The organism is Streptomyces venezuelae (genome assembly GCF_008642355.1).
Lineage (GTDB): Bacteria > Actinomycetota > Actinomycetes > Streptomycetales > Streptomycetaceae > Streptomyces > Streptomyces venezuelae_B.
The window spans coordinates 779,970-797,459 of the sequence record NZ_CP029193.1; the positions used below are offsets into that span (position 1 = coordinate 779,970).

At 71.5% G+C, this 17,490-nt stretch carries 14 protein-coding genes and 2 pseudogenes; 6 read left to right on the forward strand and 10 right to left on the reverse strand.

Annotation, left to right across the window (positions count from 1 at the left end):
* Nucleotides 1-55 precede the first annotated feature (55 nt).
* Nucleotides 56-1,537 carry an MFS transporter gene (locus DEJ47_RS03385; RefSeq protein WP_223828217.1) on the forward strand — a complete coding sequence of 494 codons (1,482 nt, stop codon included), beginning with the start codon at nucleotides 56-58 and terminating at the stop codon, nucleotides 1,535-1,537.
* A 343-nt stretch (nucleotides 1,538-1,880) separates the two neighbouring features.
* Nucleotides 1,881-2,408, forward strand: a complete 528-nt coding sequence (locus DEJ47_RS03390; RefSeq protein WP_150164783.1) for a GNAT family N-acetyltransferase — start codon at nucleotides 1,881-1,883, stop codon at nucleotides 2,406-2,408.
* 903 nt (nucleotides 2,409-3,311) lie between these two features.
* Here DEJ47_RS03390 and DEJ47_RS03395 read toward each other — a convergent pair.
* Nucleotides 3,312-3,467: pseudogene (locus DEJ47_RS03395) on the reverse strand (sugar ABC transporter permease); the annotation flags it as partial.
* A gap of 325 nt (nucleotides 3,468-3,792) precedes the next feature.
* Here DEJ47_RS03395 and DEJ47_RS03400 point away from each other — a divergent pair.
* A complete protein-coding gene (locus DEJ47_RS03400; RefSeq protein WP_190415250.1) occupies nucleotides 3,793-5,907 on the forward strand; it encodes an NPCBM/NEW2 domain-containing protein in 2,115 nt (704 codons plus the stop codon).
* Nucleotides 5,908-5,954: 47 nt separating this feature from the next.
* Here DEJ47_RS03400 and DEJ47_RS03405 read toward each other — a convergent pair whose 3' ends face one another.
* On the reverse strand, nucleotides 5,955-6,926 hold the full coding sequence (locus DEJ47_RS03405; protein ID WP_150164785.1) for an ROK family protein: 972 nt from the start codon (nucleotides 6,924-6,926) through the stop codon (nucleotides 5,955-5,957).
* A 116-nt stretch (nucleotides 6,927-7,042) separates the two neighbouring features.
* Here DEJ47_RS03405 and DEJ47_RS03410 point away from each other — a divergent pair, with 116 nt between their 5' ends.
* Entirely contained in the window at nucleotides 7,043-8,125 is a 1,083-nt protein-coding gene (locus tag DEJ47_RS03410) for a LacI family DNA-binding transcriptional regulator (protein WP_150175408.1), read from the forward strand.
* A gap of 53 nt (nucleotides 8,126-8,178) precedes the next feature.
* Here the strand turns inward: DEJ47_RS03410 and DEJ47_RS03415 are convergent, their stop codons facing one another.
* The 3 genes from DEJ47_RS03415 to DEJ47_RS03425 form a co-directional block, all read right to left on the reverse strand.
* Nucleotides 8,179-8,640: a hypothetical protein gene (locus tag DEJ47_RS03415; RefSeq protein WP_150164786.1), complete on the reverse strand. Its 462-nt coding sequence runs from the start codon at nucleotides 8,638-8,640 to the stop codon at nucleotides 8,179-8,181.
* Nucleotides 8,640-10,364: a serine/threonine protein kinase gene (locus DEJ47_RS03420; protein WP_150164787.1), complete on the reverse strand. Its 1,725-nt coding sequence runs from the start codon at nucleotides 10,362-10,364 to the stop codon at nucleotides 8,640-8,642. The genes DEJ47_RS03415 and DEJ47_RS03420 overlap by 1 nt, the downstream gene beginning before the upstream one ends.
* A gap of 94 nt (nucleotides 10,365-10,458) precedes the next feature.
* Nucleotides 10,459-11,751, reverse strand: a complete 1,293-nt coding sequence (locus DEJ47_RS03425) for a DUF6986 family protein (protein ID WP_150164789.1) — start codon at nucleotides 11,749-11,751, stop codon at nucleotides 10,459-10,461.
* Between the two features lie 265 nt (nucleotides 11,752-12,016).
* Between DEJ47_RS03425 and DEJ47_RS03430 the strand changes: the two genes are divergently transcribed.
* A complete protein-coding gene (locus tag DEJ47_RS03430) occupies nucleotides 12,017-12,916 on the forward strand; it encodes an endonuclease/exonuclease/phosphatase family protein (RefSeq protein ID WP_150164791.1) in 900 nt (299 codons plus the stop codon).
* Between the two features lie 57 nt (nucleotides 12,917-12,973).
* Here the strand turns inward: DEJ47_RS03430 and DEJ47_RS03435 are convergent, their stop codons facing one another.
* From DEJ47_RS03435 to DEJ47_RS03450, 4 genes are all read right to left on the reverse strand, one after another.
* Nucleotides 12,974-13,936, reverse strand: coding sequence for an electron transfer flavoprotein subunit alpha/FixB family protein (locus tag DEJ47_RS03435; protein WP_150164792.1), 963 nt, complete (start codon nucleotides 13,934-13,936; stop codon nucleotides 12,974-12,976).
* Between the two features lie 58 nt (nucleotides 13,937-13,994).
* Entirely contained in the window at nucleotides 13,995-14,780 is a 786-nt protein-coding gene (locus tag DEJ47_RS03440) for an electron transfer flavoprotein subunit beta/FixA family protein (RefSeq protein ID WP_150164794.1), read from the reverse strand.
* A gap of 232 nt (nucleotides 14,781-15,012) precedes the next feature.
* Nucleotides 15,013-15,522, reverse strand: a complete 510-nt coding sequence (locus tag DEJ47_RS03445; RefSeq protein ID WP_150164796.1) for a flavin reductase family protein — start codon at nucleotides 15,520-15,522, stop codon at nucleotides 15,013-15,015.
* Nucleotides 15,523-15,766: 244 nt separating this feature from the next.
* Complete coding sequence (locus DEJ47_RS03450; RefSeq protein ID WP_223828218.1) at nucleotides 15,767-16,093, reverse strand: TlpA family protein disulfide reductase; 327 nt, start codon at nucleotides 16,091-16,093, stop codon at nucleotides 15,767-15,769.
* Between the two features lie 227 nt (nucleotides 16,094-16,320).
* Here DEJ47_RS03450 and DEJ47_RS03455 point away from each other — a divergent pair, with 227 nt between their 5' ends.
* Nucleotides 16,321-17,049 (forward strand): lysophospholipid acyltransferase family protein, encoded by a 729-nt coding sequence (locus DEJ47_RS03455; RefSeq protein ID WP_150164798.1) that lies wholly within the window; start codon nucleotides 16,321-16,323, stop codon nucleotides 17,047-17,049.
* Between the two features lie 6 nt (nucleotides 17,050-17,055).
* On the opposite strand, the pseudogene DEJ47_RS03460 reads toward DEJ47_RS03455, so the two are convergent.
* Nucleotides 17,056-17,485: pseudogene (locus DEJ47_RS03460) on the reverse strand (hypothetical protein).
* Nucleotides 17,486-17,490 lie beyond the last annotated feature (5 nt).

The following is a 17,490-nucleotide window of genomic DNA, read 5'->3' on the forward strand; positions in this document are numbered from 1 at the left end:
TAGGTAGCATGTCGTTTCGTTCCGATCCGGATCGAAACGTAAAGGAGGGGTCGCCGTGCCCGAGCAGGAGCCGAAGGCGGCGGGTGATACATCTTCGGTGGAGGCCACGCACACCACGTCCGCCGCGGACGCCAGGAACACCACAGACACCGCGGATGTCGCCAACGAAAGTGCCTTATGCGCTCCCTATGCCGCGCTGACCTGGGGCATCGTCCTCTCGGTCGGCCTGGTCGCCTTCGAGTCGATGGGCGTGGCCACCGTCCTGCCCGAGATCGCCGGCAAGCTCGGCGGCCTCGGCGCGTACGGCTGGGGCCTGTCCGCGCTCATGCTCGCCAACCTCATCGGCACCGTCGCCGCGAGCCGCGCCGCCGACAGGCACGGCCCCGCACGCCCGCTGGCCCTCGGACTCGCCGTGTTCGCCGTCGGCTGCGCGCTGGCCGGGTCGGCGCCGAACTGGCCGCTGTTCCTCACCGGCCGCTTCCTGCAAGGGCTGGGAGTCGGCGCCGTCATGGCACTCGCGTACACCGCGATCGCCCTGGCCTATCCGCAGCGGCTTCGCGCCCGGATGTTCGCGCTCGTGTCGGGCGGCTGGACCGTTCCCTCGCTGATCGGCCCGACGATCGCCGCGCTCATCTCCGACCACGTGTCGTGGCGGGGCGTGTTCGTGCTCCTGCTGCCGCTGGTGGCTCTGGCAGCCGCGCTCGCGCTGCCGCCGCTGCGTCGTCTCGGGGGGCCCGAACGGGTGCCCGCGGCGGATGCCGGACCGTGGTGGTCCACGCCGGTGGCGCGCAGCGTGCTGCTCGCCGCGGGCACGGGTGTTCTCCTGGCCGGTCTCGAACTGCGCCGGCCCGTTCTACTGGCCCTGCTGGTTCTGGCCGGTGGCGGCGCGGCCCTCGTGGCGCTGCGCTCGGTCACTCCGGCCGGCACGCTCAGGGCGCGACGGGGTGTGCCGACGGGTGTCGTCCTGCGGTTCCTGCTCTGCGGCGCGTACTTCGGGAGCGAGGCGTTCCTGCCGCTCGGCCTGGTCGAGCTACGGGGGATGAGCGCGACGGAGGCGGGGCTCGGACTGTCGGCGGGCGCGATCGCGTGGGTGCTGGGCGCGGCCTGGCAGGGCCGAGCCGACGTCCGCTGGAGCGGGCGGTCGAGGGCGGTGCCGATCGGGGCGGGGTTCGCGGTGCTGCTCGTCGGCATCGTGGTGATGGCGCTGGGCATCCTGGTCGACGCGACACCTTCGTTGACGGCTGTGGCGGGGTGGGCGATCGGTGGTGCGGGCATGGGCATCGCCTTCAACGCGGCCACCACCGACACGATGGAACAGGCTCCCGCCGACCGGCAGGGCGAGGCGAGCGGCGCGATGCAGCTCGCGCAGACGCTGGCGGTCGCGGTGCTCAGCGGTCTCGGGGGCGCGGCGGTGGCTCTGTCGGACGCGCACGGTTCGTCGGTGGCGGCGGCGCTCATGGCGACGTTCACGCTGACGGCGGTGTTGGCGGGGGCGGGAGGCCTGATGGCGCGGAGGATCAGGGCGGAGGCGGTCTGACTCCCGGCTCTACGCCGAGTCCTTCGGTCTCCGTTCGTCGGGCGTGAGACCACGAAGCGTCCACAGCCCGTACAGGGCCGGCACCGGCTTGGCGAACACCCGCTCCCCGGGTCGGCAGTCCGCCGCTCGCACCAACTCCGACCGCGCGTTCGAGGCGCCGCCGCCGCAGGTGCGCGCAGGCTGTGAGGGCATGGGCCGGCTGCGAGGCGATGCGGTTGATCCGGTTCGCCGTCGCCCGCGGGTTCCGGTACCCCGGCACCACCACTCCTGACCGACCCACACCGCAAGCGGCGACCCCAAAAACACTTCGGTAGCGCGGCGTTCGCGGCATTACGCTGACGCGATGGTTCACGTACGAGAGATGGATGAGGCTGACGTCGGGGCCGTCTCGGCGATACGTGTCCGGGGGTGGCGGGCGGCGTACGCGGGCATCGTTCCCCGGACCTACCTGGGCGCGCTGACCATCGAGGACGACGCGGCACAACGACGGCGGATGCTCTCCCACCCCGGCCGGACCTCCCGGGACTTGGTGGCGATCGACGACCGGGGCGACGCGGTGGGATGGGTCTGCTTCGGACCGTGCCGGAGTGAGGCGTACGCCTTGGGCGAGGTGTACAGCCTGGGCGAGGTGTACGCCCTGTACGTCTCCCCCGACCTGACCGGCCAGGGCATCGGCGGCAAGCTCCTGGAGGAGGCGCATGCGCAGATGAAGGCCCGGGGCTTCGGAGGGTCGGTGTTGTGGGTCCTCGCCGACAACCGACGAGCCCAACAGTTCTACGAACGGTCGGGCTACGAAGCGGACAGCGCCACGCAGGACGACGTCTATGACGAGGTCACCCTCACGGAACTCCGCTTCCGGCGCGTGTTCTGAGCCGCCTCTCCAGGGTCATCGCATCGCTGCTCAGCAGGGAATTGTCGTGACCGCCGCGTACCCCTCCACGGCCCCACCGGTCTGCTCCACGGTCGGGTCGGCTGGGTCGGCGATCCGCCCTGGGTGAGGGCGAGACGCGGCAGCGTCACGTCGTACGTGTCCGCCGTCGCGCGCAAAGCACGGATCTCGTCCGAGCGGTCGGCCGCCGGTCCGGCGGGGTCCGGGGACAGGGGGTCGGGGGTGAGGTCCGCGGGGAGGTCGCGCCCCATTGGAGGCGGGCCCCATTGGAGGCGGTTCGCCCGTGGACCGTGATGCGCCCCGCTCGCCACCGGCTCCAGTGGTCCCGAGTGGTCCCGCCCCGACCCGCTCCACCAGTTCCTCCGGACGCACGCCTCGACCAGGAGGACCGGTAAGCGTCGCGGCCGATCCCACCACCGCTGCTCTCCTCGTCCACAAGCCGGGCGAGCCCGTCGCACACGCTCCCCGCCACGGCAACAGGGCCAGGCACAGGCGCGGTCACCGCCACGGCCTCACCTCGCCCGGCGACCCGAGAAGTACGCAGGAGCCGACGGCCTCGCTCCGGCGTGCTCACCGCCGCCACTGGCTATTGCCGCTGACGTCGGGGTCGCTCACCGCCCGACGCCAGCGGCCGCACCGAGGTGCAGGGCCGTGCCCGGTCGGGGGTCCGGGTACGTCCCTGCCTCAAGTACTTCGTGTGCAGGGGCGGTTCTGGATGCGGCACCTTTGGACGCGACAGAACTTCGTCGACGGCGAGGCTCCGATGTCTTCACCCCTTCCCCGCTCCCGGCGGGGGAGTCTGTGCCCGTACCGGAAACGTGTGTAGGCCTGCCGGTAGTAGTCGAGGGAGAGGCGGTCGGGCCGGGAAGGCGGGGGAGACGACGCGGTGATGAGGACGGAGAGCAGTTCCAGGCCGTCGCGGCCCATGTTCACCGCGTAGGCGATGGCGAAGGCCCGCAGCGCCTCGATGACCGTGATCACTCCGACGATGACGTCGACCGGGCGCAGGGGCGGGAAGACGACGCGGCAGAACGTCTGGCGGGTATGAATGGGCAGGACATCCGATGTCCTGCCATGCCGCTCACCCCTGAGGGCCCGACAGGCCCGCTGAACGACGACTGTGCCATGTGCCCCTCCTCGGACCGCAACCGAACACAACCGAACGGGCGGGGTGGATCTCACGCCCAACAGTCACCGCCGTCGAGGGTTCCGGCACCAGGCAACCGAACCCTTACCGCTCCTCTTCCAACAGAGTCCAACAAGCTCTACCGTAAGCGCCCGCGTGACACGTCCATGCAAGCTCCTCACCCCCCATCTCTCGCGCGTACGCAGGTACGCGGATACGCGAGTACGGAGGAACGTAACGATGCGTCATCTCCCAGCCCGCACGACCCGGACGAGAGTGGTCGGATCACTGACCGCCGCCCTGCTCTGCGCCGCCGGGCTCGCCACACCGACCGCGGTCGCCACGACCCGTGACACCGCCGCCCCGGCTGCCGACACCACAGCCGCCGACACCTCAGCCGCCGACACCCGAACCGTCGCCATGCCGAACTCCGCCGTGCCCTCGGCCAAGCTCCCCGACGGCCTCGCCCTCACTCCGCCCATGGGCTTCAACAACTGGAACTCCACGCATTGCCGGGCGGAGTTCGACGAGGCGATGGTCAAGGGAATCGCGGACATCTTCGTCGAGAAGGGCCTCAAGGACGCCGGATACCAGTACGTCAATCTCGACGACTGCTGGGCGCTTCCGCAGCGCGACGCGAACGGCAAACTGGTGCCCGATCCCGTCCGTTTTCCCGACGGGATCAAAGCGGTCGCCGACTACGTCCACTCCAAAGGCCTCAAACTCGGCATCTATACGAGCGCGGGCACCAAGACCTGCAATTCCGCGGGCTTCCCCGGTGCGCTCGGGCACGAGCGCAGCGACGCCCAGCAGTTCGCGGACTGGGGCGTCGACTATCTCAAGTACGACAACTGCAACAACCAGGGTGTCGATGCCAGGCAGCGGTACATCGCCATGCGCGACGCCCTGAAGGCCGCCTCCGAAAGCACCGGGAGGCCCATCGTCTACAGCATCTGCGAATGGGGCGAGAACAAGCCGTGGGAATGGGCGGCGGACGTCGGTCACCTCTGGCGCACCACCGGTGACATCAGCGACAACTGGGGCTCCATGTTGTCGATCATGAAGAGGAACCTGCCGCTCGCGAAGTACGCCGGGCCCGGCCACTGGAACGACCCGGACATGCTGGAAGTCGGCAACGGCGGCATGACCGACACCGAGTACCGCACCCACTTCTCGATGTGGTCGATCATGGCCGCGCCCCTGCTCATCGGCTCCGACCTGCGCAAGGCCTCCCCCGAGACCTTCGAGATCCTCGGCAACAGGGAAGTCATCGCCGTCGACCAGGACCCGCTGGGCAAGCAGGGCGAGGTCGTCTCGTCCCGAGGCGGACGCTGGGTCGTCGCCAAGGAGATGAAGGACGGCAGCCGCGCCGTCGCCCTCTTCAACGAGACCAACAGCCCGCAGTCCGTCGCCACGACGGCGAAGGCGGTCGGACTCCCCGGCGCCGACGCGTACACACTGCGCGACCTGTGGCAGCACAAGACCTACAACACGGCGGGCCGGATCGCGGCCACCGTCCCCGCGCACGGCACCGTACTGCTGCGCGTCTCCGCCGACGGCAAGTGGGCGCACCACCCGCCGGCCACCGAACTCGGCCTCAAGGGCGGCCTGTTCGTGGAGGCCGACAAGCCCGCCCATGTCACGTCCGAGGTCACCAACCTGGGCCGTACGCCCGCCCGGCGGGTCGCCGTGACGCTCGGCACGCCCTCGGGGTGGACCGTGAAGGCGACCTCGCCCAGCACGGCGCGCTCGCTGCGCACCGGCACGTCGCTCGCCACGTCCTGGACCGTCACCGCGCCGACGGGCACGAAGCCGGGATCGTACGACGTGCGCCTCAAGGCCACGTACCGCTCGCCGCAGGGCGTCCGTGCGGAGACGGTGCTGCCGCTCACCGCCCAGGTGGTCGTGGCACCCCCGACCGGCGACTCGCTCCTCGGCGACCTGCCGTGGCTGTCGGCGACCAACGGCTGGGGCCCGGTGGAGCGCAACACCAGCAACGGAGACAGGGGCCTCGGCGACGGGCGGCCGATCACCATCGGCGGCAAGGTGTACGCCAAGGGACTCGGCGTGCACGCGGAGAGCACCGTCGAGTACTACGCCGGGGCGGCCTGCGAGAAGGTCACCGCGCAGGTCGGCGTCGACGACGAGACGATCGCGAAGGGCACGGTCGCCTTCGAGATCTGGGCGGACGGCAAGAAGGCCGCGTCGACCGGTGTCCTCACCAACGCCATGCCCGCGCAGGAACTCTCCGCGGACGTGACCGGCGCCCAGGTCGTACGCCTCGTCGTCACGGACGGCGGCGACGGCATCGACTCCGACCACGGCGACTGGGCGGAGGCCACGCTGAGCTGTTAGGGCTCGTGCCGGAAGTCCCGCCTGCCCGGCGGCGTCCGGCACAAGCCCTAGCGCCCGGCCGCGGGAGCGGTGAGGCGTGCCGCCGCGCTCGGCTCCAGGTCGAGCGCGGCCGCGGCCGCGCCCACCAGCCCCGCGTCCGTGCCCATCAGCGCGGGCGCCACGGTCAGGCGGCGTACGAAGGACAGCGTGGCGTAGTCCCGCAGGGCGCGGCGCAACGGGGTGAAGAGCACGTCGCCCGCCTTCCCCACTCCCCCGCCGATCACCGCGATGTCGATCTCGACGAGGGTGGCCGTGGCGGCGATCCCGGCGGCCAGCGCCTGCGCCGCCCGCTCGAAGGAGGCGAGCGCCACGGGGTCGCCTGCACGGGCGGCGTTCGCCACCGCGGCCGCCGACGTGTCGCCGTCGGCGCCGGGGAGCCAGCCGCCCTCGATGGCGCGGCGCGCGATGTTCGGGCCGCTCGCCATCCGCTCGACGCAGCCCCGCGCACCGCACGGGCAGGCGTCGCCGTCGAGGTCCACGCTGATGTGGCCGATGTGTCCGGCGTTGCCCGTGGGGCCCGCGTGGAGCCTGCCGCCGAGGACGAGGCCGCCGCCGACGCCTGTCGACACGACCATGCACAGCGCGTTGTCGTGGCCGCGCGCCGCGCCCTGCCAGTGTTCGGCGGCGGTCATCGCCACGCCGTCGCCGACCAGGACGACGGGGAGCCCGCCGGTCGCCGCGCGGACGCGGTCGACGAGCGGGTAGCCGCGCCAGCCGGGAACGTTGACCGGGCTGACCGTGCCGGCTGAGGCGTCCACGGGGCCCGCGCTGCCGATGCCCACGGCCGTCGCGCGCCCCCACAGGCCGCTGGAGGTCAGCTCGCCGAGGACCTCCTCGACCGCCCGCATCACCGTGTCGCCGTCCTCACGCGCGGGCGTCGGACGCTGCGCGCGCAGGAGGATACGGCCGTGCCCGTCCACCAGGGCTCCGGCGATCTTGGTGCCGCCGATGTCGAGTGCGGCGACGAGGTCCATGTGCATCTGTGTCGGGTCTCCTGGTGTATCGGCAGGCCGGAGAGTGCGAAGGTCAGTCTCCCTTGCATCTGACAACGTTGTCCAGGCCCTATGCTCGACGCCACATGCTCATGGACCACATCATGGACCCCCTCGTGGACGACAGGACAGGACAGCGCACCGTGGCCGAGACCGCCGCCCGACGACCCGAGAACCGGTACGGCAACCGGCCGACCATGAAGGATGTCGCCGCGCGCGCGGGAGTCGGCCTGAAGACCGTCTCACGCGTCGTGAACGGAGAGCCGGGCGTCACGCCCGACACCGAGCGCCGGGTGCAGGAGGCGATCGACGCGCTGGGGTTCCGCCGCAACGACAGCGCGCGCGTGCTGCGCAAGGGGCGCACCGCCAGTATCGGCCTCGTACTGGAGGATCTGGCCGACCCCTTCTACGGCCCGTTGAGCCGCGCCGTCGAGGAGGTCGCGCGGGCGCACGGCGCGCTGCTGATCAACGGGTCGAGCGCGGAGGACCCGGACCGCGAGCAGGAGCTGGTGCTCGCGCTGTGCGCGCGGCGCGTCGACGGTCTCGTGGTGATTCCGGCCGGGGACGACCACCGCTATCTGGAGCCGGAGATCGCCGCCGGTGTCGCCACCGTCTTCGTCGACCGGCCCGCCGGGAAGATCGACGCCGACGTGGTCCTCTCCGACAGCTTCGGCGGCGCGCGGGACGGCGTCGCGCACCTCATCGCCCACGGTCACCGCCGTATCGGCTTCATCGGCGACCAGCCGCGCATTCACACCGCGATAGAGCGCCTGCGCGGCTATCGCGCGGCGATGGAGGACGCGGACATTCCCGTCGACGAGGCGTGGGTGTCGCTCGGCGTCACCGATCCGGAGCGGGTGCGCGTGGCGGCCGAGACGATGCTGAGCGGCCCGGAGCCGGTCACGGCGGTGTTCGCGGGCAACAACCGTGTGACGGTGACGGTCGTCCGCGTCCTGGCCGCTCTCGACCGTCCCGTGGCCCTCGTCGGCTTCGACGACATCGAGCTGGCGGACCTGCTGGACCCGGGAGTGACGGTCGTCGCGCAGGACGCGGCGCAGCTGGGCAGGACGGCGGCGGAACGGCTGTTCCGCCAGCTCGACGGCGCGTCGGAGGCGCCGGAAAGGGTCGAGCTGCCGACGCGGCTCATCCAGCGCGGGTCGGGGGAACTGCCGCCCGCGGACCGGTAGTCGGGACACCTGCCGCCGCCACCTCGTTCAGGGCTCCAGGGCACTCAGGGCACTCAGGGCCAGAAGACCACCGCGAGAGCGATGAGCGTGCCGAGGGCTGTCAGGCCTCCGATGGCTCCAAAGACGAGGGCCGCCTTGCCCGTAGGGGGACGGAGTTCCCGCCAGCCCAGTTCCTGGGCCGCTCCGCGGATCAGGCGGCGGCCGTCCGCGGAGGAGAACGAGGTCCGCTCGCTGCCGTCCAGGGAGCGGCTCCAGGTCCGGTATCGAACGCGGCCCCGCTTCACCGTGCGGGTCGATGTCCCGAAGGCGCCCCGCTCGTGGGTGCGGACGATGTCCGTCATCGTGAAGGTCTTGTCGCGCGGGTGCAGTTCGACGCGGTAGGTGTGCACCTGGGTGGTGTTGCGGCCCAGCCCCGGTACGTCCACCGTCATGTCGAAGCCGCGCCCGGTCCGCCGCAGACGGTACGACGTGTCCTCCGCGGCGGCTTGGACGCGGGCGTAGAGCGTGTCACTCATCAGCAGACCGGCAGTCCGGGCAGCGGCTTGTCGTTGTCGCCGCCCTTCACGTAGACGTCGCTGACGAAGACGTTCGTGTTGCCGCTGTCGTCGTCCGTCTTGGCCCACCAGACGTTCGTCCACTGGCCGGACGTCTCGCGGCGGCCCAGGTTCTGCTGGCAGTAGAAGTAGTTGGTGCCCGCGTTCAGCGTGCCGACCCGGGCGCCGCCCGCGGTGTACGAGTTCGCCGTGCGCCACACCTCGCAGTTGTACTTGCCGCCGCCCGCCGGGTGGCAGACCGGGTCCGGCGCGGAGCCGCCCTCGGTCGGCTTGGTGGTGGCGTCGGGGCGGGACGGGGTCTTGCCGCCGTCCTTGCTCGTGTCGGCGTCCCGGTCGGAGGCGTCCTTGCCGTCCTTGCCGGTTCCGTCCCTCTTGGCGGCGTCGGCCGCGTCGTCGGACGGCTTCGTGCGCCGCTCGCGGGGCTTCTCGTCGCCCTGCCCCGACGGCTTGGGCCGCTCCGACTCGCCGCCGAGGGGACCGCTGCTGCCGTCGTCGTCGTTCGACGCGGCGCCTCCGGCTGTCGTGCCCTCCCGGGCCTGGTTGCCCTTGTCCTCCTCGCCGTTGAGGACGGCGACCGTGGCCCCGGTCGCCGCGAGGACGACCGCGACGGCAGCGGCGGCCAGAAGTGCGCGCCCGCGGCGCGGACGGCGCTGCGTGGAGCGCATCTCGGCACGGGTCTCCGCGCGGCTCGGCGCCACGGGGCTCTGCGACGTCGGAGGCGGCTGCGGCACCTCCGGCGGCGGCCCGAAGCCCGGTGGCGGTGTGCTCGGGATGCTGCGCTCCGTCGGCCCGTGGGGCGGCTGCGCGGGCGGCCCCGCGCTGCCGGGCCCCGCGGCCGCCACCTCCGCGAGCAGCAGCCGTGCCGCCTCCGCGTCGGGGCGCGCCTGCGGGTCCTTGTCCATGAGCCGGCGCAGTACGGGGGTCAGTGGCCCCGAACGCCGCGGCTCGGGCAGTGGGTCGACCACGATCGCGGTGAGCGTGGACCACGTCGACGTACGACGGAACGGCGAGGAGCCCTCCACCGCGGCGTACAGCGTGGCACCGAGGGCCCAGACGTCGGAGGCAGGGCCCGGGTCGTGTCCCTGGGCGCGCTCGGGCGCCAGGTAGTCGAGGGAGCCGACCAGCTCGCCGCTGCGGGTGAGGTGCGTGGCCGAGCCGTCGTTCGGGTCCTCCATCGTGGCGATGCCGAAGTCGGTGAGGACGACGCGGCCGCCGGTCTCCAGGAGGATGTTGCCGGGCTTCACGTCGCGGTGCAGGACACCGACGCGGTGGGCGGCAGCCAGCGCGTCCATGACCTTGGCGCCGATGTCGGCGGCTTGGCGGGGGTCGAGGGCGCCGCGGTCGCGCAGCACGTCGTCTAGGGAGGGCCCGTCGACGAGCTCCATGACGATGAGGGGCCGTCCGTCGACCTCCGTCACGTCGTGCACGGCGACGACTCCGGGGTGGCGCACGCGCGCGGCGGCGCGTGCTTCGCGCTGCATGCGCAGGCGGAGGTCGGCCAGTTCGGGGCCTGCCGCGTCCGTATACGTACGGAGTTCCTTGACGGCGACCTCGCGGTGCAGCACCTCGTCGACGGCGCGCCACACGACGCCCATGCCGCCCCGGCCGAGCTGTGCCACGACGCGGTAGCGCCCGGCGAGGAGTCTGCCCGCCTCGCCCGTCTGTTCCTGATCCCCCGAAAACACCGCTGCCCCGTTCCTGTCACGCCACGTTCTGTGGCGTACAGAGTACGGGGCAGCGGTGACCGTCAGTGTCTGCTGTTACCGACCTGGCACGCCGCTACTTGCCGGAGACCGTGAGGTCGCCGCGGCGCGGGCCCGCGAAACCCTGGAGGCGGGCCAGGGTGAGGCCGGTGAGGCGGGTGACCTCGCCGGCGTCGAGGGCGCCGCAGTCCAGGCCGCGCAGGAGGTAACCGGCGAGCGCCTTGGCGGTGGCGGGCTCGTCGGCGACGTCGCCGCCCTCGTGGTGGCCCGCGTAGGCGGCCAGGCGGGCGGCCGCCGCCTCGAAGCCCTCGCGGTAGAACGCGAACACGGCGGCGTAGCGCGTCGGGATGTGGCCGGGGTGCATGTCCCAGCCCTGGTAGTAGGCGCGGGCCAGGGCGCGCCGGGTGAGGCCGTAGTGCAGCCGCCAGGCGTCGTGAACCTTCGCGGTGGAGCCGACGGGCAGGACGTTGGTGGAGCCGTCCGAGACGCGTACTCCCGTGCCGGCCGCGGCGACCTGCATGACGGCCTTGGCGTGGTCGGCGGCCGGGTGGTCGCTGGCCTGGTAGGCGGCGCTGACGTGCAGGCAGGCGCTGTAGTCGAAGGTGCCGTAGTGCAGTCCTGTGGCGCGGCCTTCGGCGGCCTGGATCATGCGGGCCACGGCGGCGGTGCCGTCGGTCGCGAGGATGGACTGGCTGGTCTCGATCTGGATCTCGAAGCCGATGCGGCCGGGCTCGATGCCGCGGGCCTTCTCGAACTCCTCCAGGAGGCGCACCATCGCGGTGACCTGCTCCGGGTACGTCACCTTGGGCAGGGTCAGGACGAGCCCGTCGGGCAGGCCGCCGGCCTCCATGAGGCCGGACAGGAAGATGTCGAGGGTGCGGATGCCGCGGGCGCGCACCGCCTCTTCCATGCACTTCATGCGGATGCCCATGTACGGGGCGGCGGTGCCGTTCTTGTAGGCCTCGGCGACGAGGCGGGCCGCGCGGGCGGCGTCCTGGTCCTCGTCGGCGCCCTTGTAACCGTCCTCGAAGTCGATGCGCAGGTCTTCGATGGGCTCGCGCTCCAGTTTGGTGCGCACGCGCGTGTAGACGGATTCGGCGAGGTCGTCGCCCAGGCCGAGGACGGCGGCGAAGGAGGCGGCGTCCGGTGCGTGCTCGTCGAGCATCGCCAGGGCCTTGTCGCCCCAGGTACGGATCGAGTCGGCGTCGAACTGCTCCCCGGGGACGTACACGGTGTGGACGGGCTGGCGGGTTCCTGGGTCTCCGGGGTAGCGGCGCTCCAGCTCCGCGTCCACCGGGGCGAGGGAAGCGCTGATGCCGTCGCTGACCGCTCCGGCGAGGCTCGTCGCCACCTTCTCTTGCTGACCCATTCCTGCATCCTCCACACGCTCGGTGCCGCGCCCGAAATTTCCGCTTCACGGAATCAACAATCCGTATAGCGAAGTTATCCGTGACCTTCGTGCTGGTCAACACCCTCTCGCGCCGTGGACCCGCCTCCGTCGCGCCGCCGACCCGTCGCGGACCACAGGAGTTCACGCCGGTCCCGGATTCTTCTGCCGCTGTCTCAGATCCTGCTTCCGCACCCGTACGCGCGCACCTCATCCTGACCGCGCGCCCCGAACCGAAGGAGACCGTGTGCCGACCGACCCCCGCGTCACGCGCCGTTCCGGCCTGCGGACGGCGTTCGCCGCAGCCGCCGCGCTCCCCCTGCTCACCACCGCGCTGGCCACCGCGCCCGCACACGCCGTGCAGCGCCCGGGACGCCGACTGGAGGTCATGTCGTTCAACCTCCGCTACGCGAGCACCACGCCGCCGAACACCTGGGCCGACCGCCGCCCGGTCACCCGCGAGCTGCTGCGCCGCACCAGGCCGCACATCGTCGGCACCCAGGAAGGCCTCTACCAGCAGGTGCGGGACATCGCGGCCGACCTCGGGCCGCACTACGACTGGATCGGCACCGGACGCGCGGGCGGCAGCCGCGACGAGTTCATGGCCGTCTTCTACGACACCCGCAGGCTCGCCCCGGTCGAGTACGACCACTACTGGCTGTCGGACACCCCGGAGATGATCGGCTCCAACACCTGGGGCGGCGGATCCATCCGCATGGTCACCTGGGTCCGCTTCCACGACCTACGGACGGACGACGAGCTGTACGTGCTCAACACGCACCTCGACAACGCGTCGCAGTACGCACGCGCGCGTGCCGCGCAACTCGTCGTCGAGCGCCTCGCCCGCCTGGACCGGTCCCTGCCGCTGCTCGTGACGGGCGACTTCAACGTGGCCGCACACAAGAACCCGGTGTACGACACGCTGCTCGGCGCCGGTCTCGTCGACACCTGGGACGCGGCGGACCGGCGCAGCAAGGCGTACGCCACGTTCCACGGGTACAAGCCGCTCACCCCCGACGGGGACCGCATCGACTGGATCCTCGCGACACCCGGGGTGCGGATCCACGAGGCCGCGATCAACACGTTCTCGCTGGACGGGCAGTTCCCGAGCGACCACCTGCCGGTGCAGGCGAGCCTGACGCTGTGACGCGCGAGGCCCCCGCGCCGCGTGGTGCGGTGCGAGGGCCTCGTCGGTTCGCTGAGCTCAGCCCTTGCGGGACTTGACCTCTTCGGTGAGCGCCGGGACGACGTCGAAGAGGTCGCCCACGACTCCGTAGTCGACCAGGTCGAAGATCGGGGCCTCGGCGTCCTTGTTGATGGCCACGATGGTCTTCGAGGTCTGCATGCCGGCGCGGTGCTGGATCGCGCCGGAGATGCCGGACGCGATGTACAGCTGCGGGGAGACCGACTTGCCGGTCTGGCCGACCTGGTTGGAGTGCGGGTACCAGCCGGCGTCGACCGCGGCACGCGAGGCGCCCACGGCGGCACCGAGCGAGTCGGCGAGGGCCTCGATGATCGTGAAGTTCTCGGCGCCGTTGACTCCGCGGCCGCCGGAGACCACGATCGCGGCCTCGGTCAGCTCGGGGCGGCCCGTCGACTCGCGCGGGGTGCGCGAGACGACCTTGGTACCGGTGGCCTTCTCGGAGAACGAGACCGTGAGGGCCTCGACGGTGCCCGCGGCCGGGGCGGCCTCCACGGCGGCCGAGTTCGGCTTGACCGTGATGACCGGGGTGCCGTGGGAGACACGGGACTTGGTGGTGTACGAGGCGGCGAACGCGGACTGCGTGGCCACCGGACCCTCGTCGCCGGCCTCGAGGTCGACGGCGTCCGTGATGATGCCGGACTTGATGCGGACCGCGAGGCGGGCCGCGATCTCCTTGCCCTCGGCGGAGGACGGGACGAGCACGGCGGCCGGGGACACGGCCTCGTACGCGGCCTGGAGCGCGTCCACCTTCGGTACGACGAGGTAGTCGGCGAACTCGGGGGCGTCAGCGGTGAGGACCTTCACCGCGCCGTGCTCGGCGAGCGTGGCGGCGGTGGCCTCGGCGCCGGAGCCGAGGGCGACGGCGACGGGCTCGCCGACGCGGCGGGCCAGGGTCAGCAGCTCAAGGGTGGGCTTGCGGACGGCGCCGTCCACGTGGTCGACGTAGACGAGAACTTCAGCCATGGGACTTCAATCTCCTGCGATTACGAAGAAGTTGGGCGGTTGAGGGGGCGACTGAAGCTCAGATGAACTTCTGGCCGGCGAGGAACTCAGCCAGCTGCTTGCCGCCCTCGCCCTCGTCCTTGACGATCGTCCCGGCGGTACGGGCCGGGCGCTCGGCGGCGGAGTCGACCTTGGTCCAGGCACCCTCGAGGCCGACCTCTTCGGCGTCGATGTCCAGGTCGTCCAGGTCGAGCGACTCCACCGGCTTCTTCTTGGCGGCCATGATGCCCTTGAACGACGGGTAGCGGGCCTCGCCCGACTGGTCCGTCACGGACACGACGGCCGGCAGGGACGCCTCGAGCTGCTCGCTCGCGCTGTCGCCGTCACGGCGGCCCTTGACGACGCCGTCCGCGACGGAGACCTCGGAGAGCAGCGTGACCTGCGGGACGCCGAGGCGCTCCGCGAGGATCGCCGGCAGCACGCCCATGGTGCCGTCGGTCGAGGCCATGCCGGCGATGACCAGGTCGTAACCGGTCTTCTCGATGGCCTTGGCGAGCACCAGCGAGGTGCCCATGACGTCGGTGCCGTGCAGGTCGTCGTCCTCGACGTGGACGGCCTTGTCGGCACCCATGGAGAGCGCCTTGCGCAGCGCGTCCTTGGCGTCCTCGGGGCCGACGGTCAGCACGGTGATCTCCGCGTCGTCCGCCTCGTCGGCGATCTGCAGCGCCTGCTCGACCGCGTACTCGTCGAGCTCCGACAGCAGGCCGTCGACGTCGTCGCGGTCGACGGTCAGGTCATCGGCGAAGTGCCGGTCGCCGGTGGCGTCGGGCACGTACTTCACACAGACAACGATCCTCAAGCTCACGCCGGCTCTCCTACTGCATCGTCTTTACTGGGCTGCTGCCTAGGCTTATGGCTACTGCCTTCTTGCAGGCAGCATAGGCGCCTGAAGCGGCGGATCCCGGTCGGGGCGGCCCGCGCTCCTCCCGAAATATTACTCATGAGTACACCCAGTTCATTCCCCCTGAGCAAGCGCTTTGAACTGTGACCTTCCCAACGCTCCGTAATCGGGGCGCGGCCCCCCCGAACGGGAACTTTCAGTCACGCAACGCGTTGAAGCGCCCGTGGTGGTACAGGAGCGGGCGGCCCTCTTCCACGCCGTCGCCGACGACCGCCTGCGCGAGCACGATGCGGTGGTCACCCGCGGGCACGCGCGCCACGATCCGGCAGACCAGCCAGGCGAGCGCGCCGTCGAGGACGGGAACCCCTTCGGGGCCCTCGCGCCAGCTCGTGGGCGGGCCGAAGCGGTCGGCTCCGCTGCGGGCGAACGTGGCGGCGAGCTCCTGCTGGTGCTCGCCGAGTATGTGGACGCCGACGTGCTCGGTCTCGGAGACCGCGGGCCAGCAGGAGGAGCCCGTGCCGATGCCGAACGAGAGCATCGGGGGCTCGGCGGAGACCGAGGCGAGCGAGGTGGCGGTGAAGCCGACGGGGCGGGAGCCGTGCGCGGCGGTGATCACGGCCACCCCCGCGGCGTGCTGCCGGAAGACCGAGCGCAGCAGATCGGGGGTGGCGAGCCGGGGCGTGCTGAGGGCAGGCGATGCCGTCATGGAGTTGTCCTTCTGCCGGGAGTTGCCGGAGGTGCGAGCGGAGGCGTCGTTGCTCAGCACTGCGGACAGCGGGCGCTGGCGTGGCGGCCGAGGTCCACGTGGACGCGCTCGTACAGAAGGAGGTCCCGGGGCATGCAAGCAGGCTCGCGATAGATGGCGCGTGCAGTCAAGTCTGTTCCGGAATATGAAAGAAGGATCACTGCCGCGGAGCCGTTCCGATCGCCGTGACCTGCGCGTCGGCCCGTCATACGGCCTCGCCGAGCGCCGCGATCACATCGGCCTTGCGCGGCTGTCCGACGGCGCGGCGGACCACGCGGCCCGCCGCGTCCAGGACGAGCACGGTGGGGGTCTTGAGGACGCCGAGTCGCCGTACGAGACCGAGCCGTTCCTCGGCGTCGATCTCCACGTGGGACACGCCGGGGACCATTCCGGCCACGTCCGCGAGCACTCTGCGTGTCGCCCGGCAGGGCTGGCAGAAGGCGCTGGAGAACTGTACGAGCGTCGCCCGCTCGCCCAGCCGCTCCCCGATGTCGGCCGCGCCGAGCCGCTGCCCGGCCCCCTGTTCCCGCACGTGCGCCTCCGCCCTCGTCAGTCCTGCACCAATGCGCTCCCCAGTACAGCGTTCATGCGCCCCCGAATGATTCCGACGTGACGAGAATCTCCCGCATACGCGGCACCAAGGCTGGTCACCCGTCCGTTGATGGGGCACGATCTGCGCAACGCCGAAAAACCTACGGCTGCGTAACTTGATGCCGGGACCCCCCTCCCCAGGCAGAAAACGAAGGGCCCTTCCCACCCATGGCAGAGCTTGTCTACCGTCCCGTCATCGGTGCCGCGAAAACGCTGTTCAAGGCATGGGACCTCAAGATCGACTGCAAGGGGTCGGAGAACATCCCACGCTCCGGCGGCGCGGTTCTGGTGAGCAATCACATCAGTTATCTCGACTTCATCTTCGACGGTCTTGCCGCGCTGCCGCAGAAGCGCCTGGTGCGGTTCATGGCAAAGGAATCGGTGTTCCGGCACAAGATCTCCGGGCCGCTGATGCGCGGCATGAAGCACATTCCCGTCGACCGCAAGCAGGGCGAGACCGCCTACGCGCACGCGCTGGACTCGCTGCGCTCCGGGGAAATCATCGGCGTCTTCCCCGAGGCGACGATCTCGCAGTCGTTCACCCTGAAGCAGTTCAAGTCGGGCGCCGCGCGACTGGCCCAGGAGGCCGGCGTGCCGCTGATCCCGATGGCCCTGTGGGGCACGCAGCGGCTGTGGACCAAGGGACACCCCCGCAACTTCAAGCGCAGCCACATCCCGATCACGATCCGGGTCGGCGAGCCGGTGGAGGCGCCGAAGGACCAGTACGCGGGCGCGATCACGCGGCGGCTGCGCGAGGCCTGCCAGGAGCTCCTGGAGGCGGCGCAGCGCGCCTACCCCGTACGCCCCAAGGGGCCGGACGACACCTGGTGGATGCCCGCACACCTCGGCGGCACGGCGCCGACCCCCGCGGAGGTCAAGGCCGCCGAGGCCGGCTGACCCCGGTCAGCGGACGGTGACATCCGCGCCCGGACTGAACTGTGCGAGCAGCCCGGCCAGTTCCGCACACGCCGCGTCGAGGCCCGCGTCCGGACCCATGCCCTCCAGCAGGAAGACCGCGTTCACCGACTCCTCGGTGAGGCGCGTGCGCGGGCCCTGGCGCCAGTTCCAGCGACGGCATGTGACGCCCTCGTCGTCGCACCAGACGATTTCACGACGAGGACTTCGTGACCGCCGCCGCGCGGGAGCGCGTCGTCGAGCCGCGGGGCGCGTCCCGCGAGCCGGGCGGCGAGGCGGCGGGCCGCGTCGTCGAGGAGGGCGCCTCCGTGGCGTCGGTGCCGGGCCCGTTGACGAGTCCACGGCCCTCGATGACGACGTGGGTGAAGTCGGGCGCGAGGGCACGGACCTCGTCGGAGACGGTCCGGTGGAGGGTCATGGTCC

Bases quoted from the DNA above. Each gene is read 5' to 3' on its own strand.
- DEJ47_RS03390 (WP_150164783.1), top strand. From the start codon at position 1,881: ATGGTTCACGTACGAGAGATGGATGAGGCTGACGTCGGGGCCGTCTCG.
- DEJ47_RS03400 (WP_190415250.1), top strand. From the start codon at position 3,793: ATGCGTCATCTCCCAGCCCGCACGACCCGGACGAGAGTGGTCGGATCA.
- DEJ47_RS03405 (WP_150164785.1), bottom strand. From the start codon at position 6,926: ATGCACATGGACCTCGTCGCCGCACTCGACATCGGCGGCACCAAGATC.
- DEJ47_RS03410 (WP_150175408.1), top strand. From the start codon at position 7,043: ATGGACCCCCTCGTGGACGACAGGACAGGACAGCGCACCGTGGCCGAG.
- DEJ47_RS03415 (WP_150164786.1), bottom strand. From the start codon at position 8,640: ATGAGTGACACGCTCTACGCCCGCGTCCAAGCCGCCGCGGAGGACACG.
- DEJ47_RS03425 (WP_150164789.1), bottom strand. From the start codon at position 11,751: ATGGGTCAGCAAGAGAAGGTGGCGACGAGCCTCGCCGGAGCGGTCAGC.
- DEJ47_RS03435 (WP_150164792.1), bottom strand. From the start codon at position 13,936: ATGGCTGAAGTTCTCGTCTACGTCGACCACGTGGACGGCGCCGTCCGC.
- DEJ47_RS03445 (WP_150164796.1), bottom strand. From the start codon at position 15,522: ATGACGGCATCGCCTGCCCTCAGCACGCCCCGGCTCGCCACCCCCGAT.
- DEJ47_RS03455 (WP_150164798.1), top strand. From the start codon at position 16,321: ATGGCAGAGCTTGTCTACCGTCCCGTCATCGGTGCCGCGAAAACGCTG.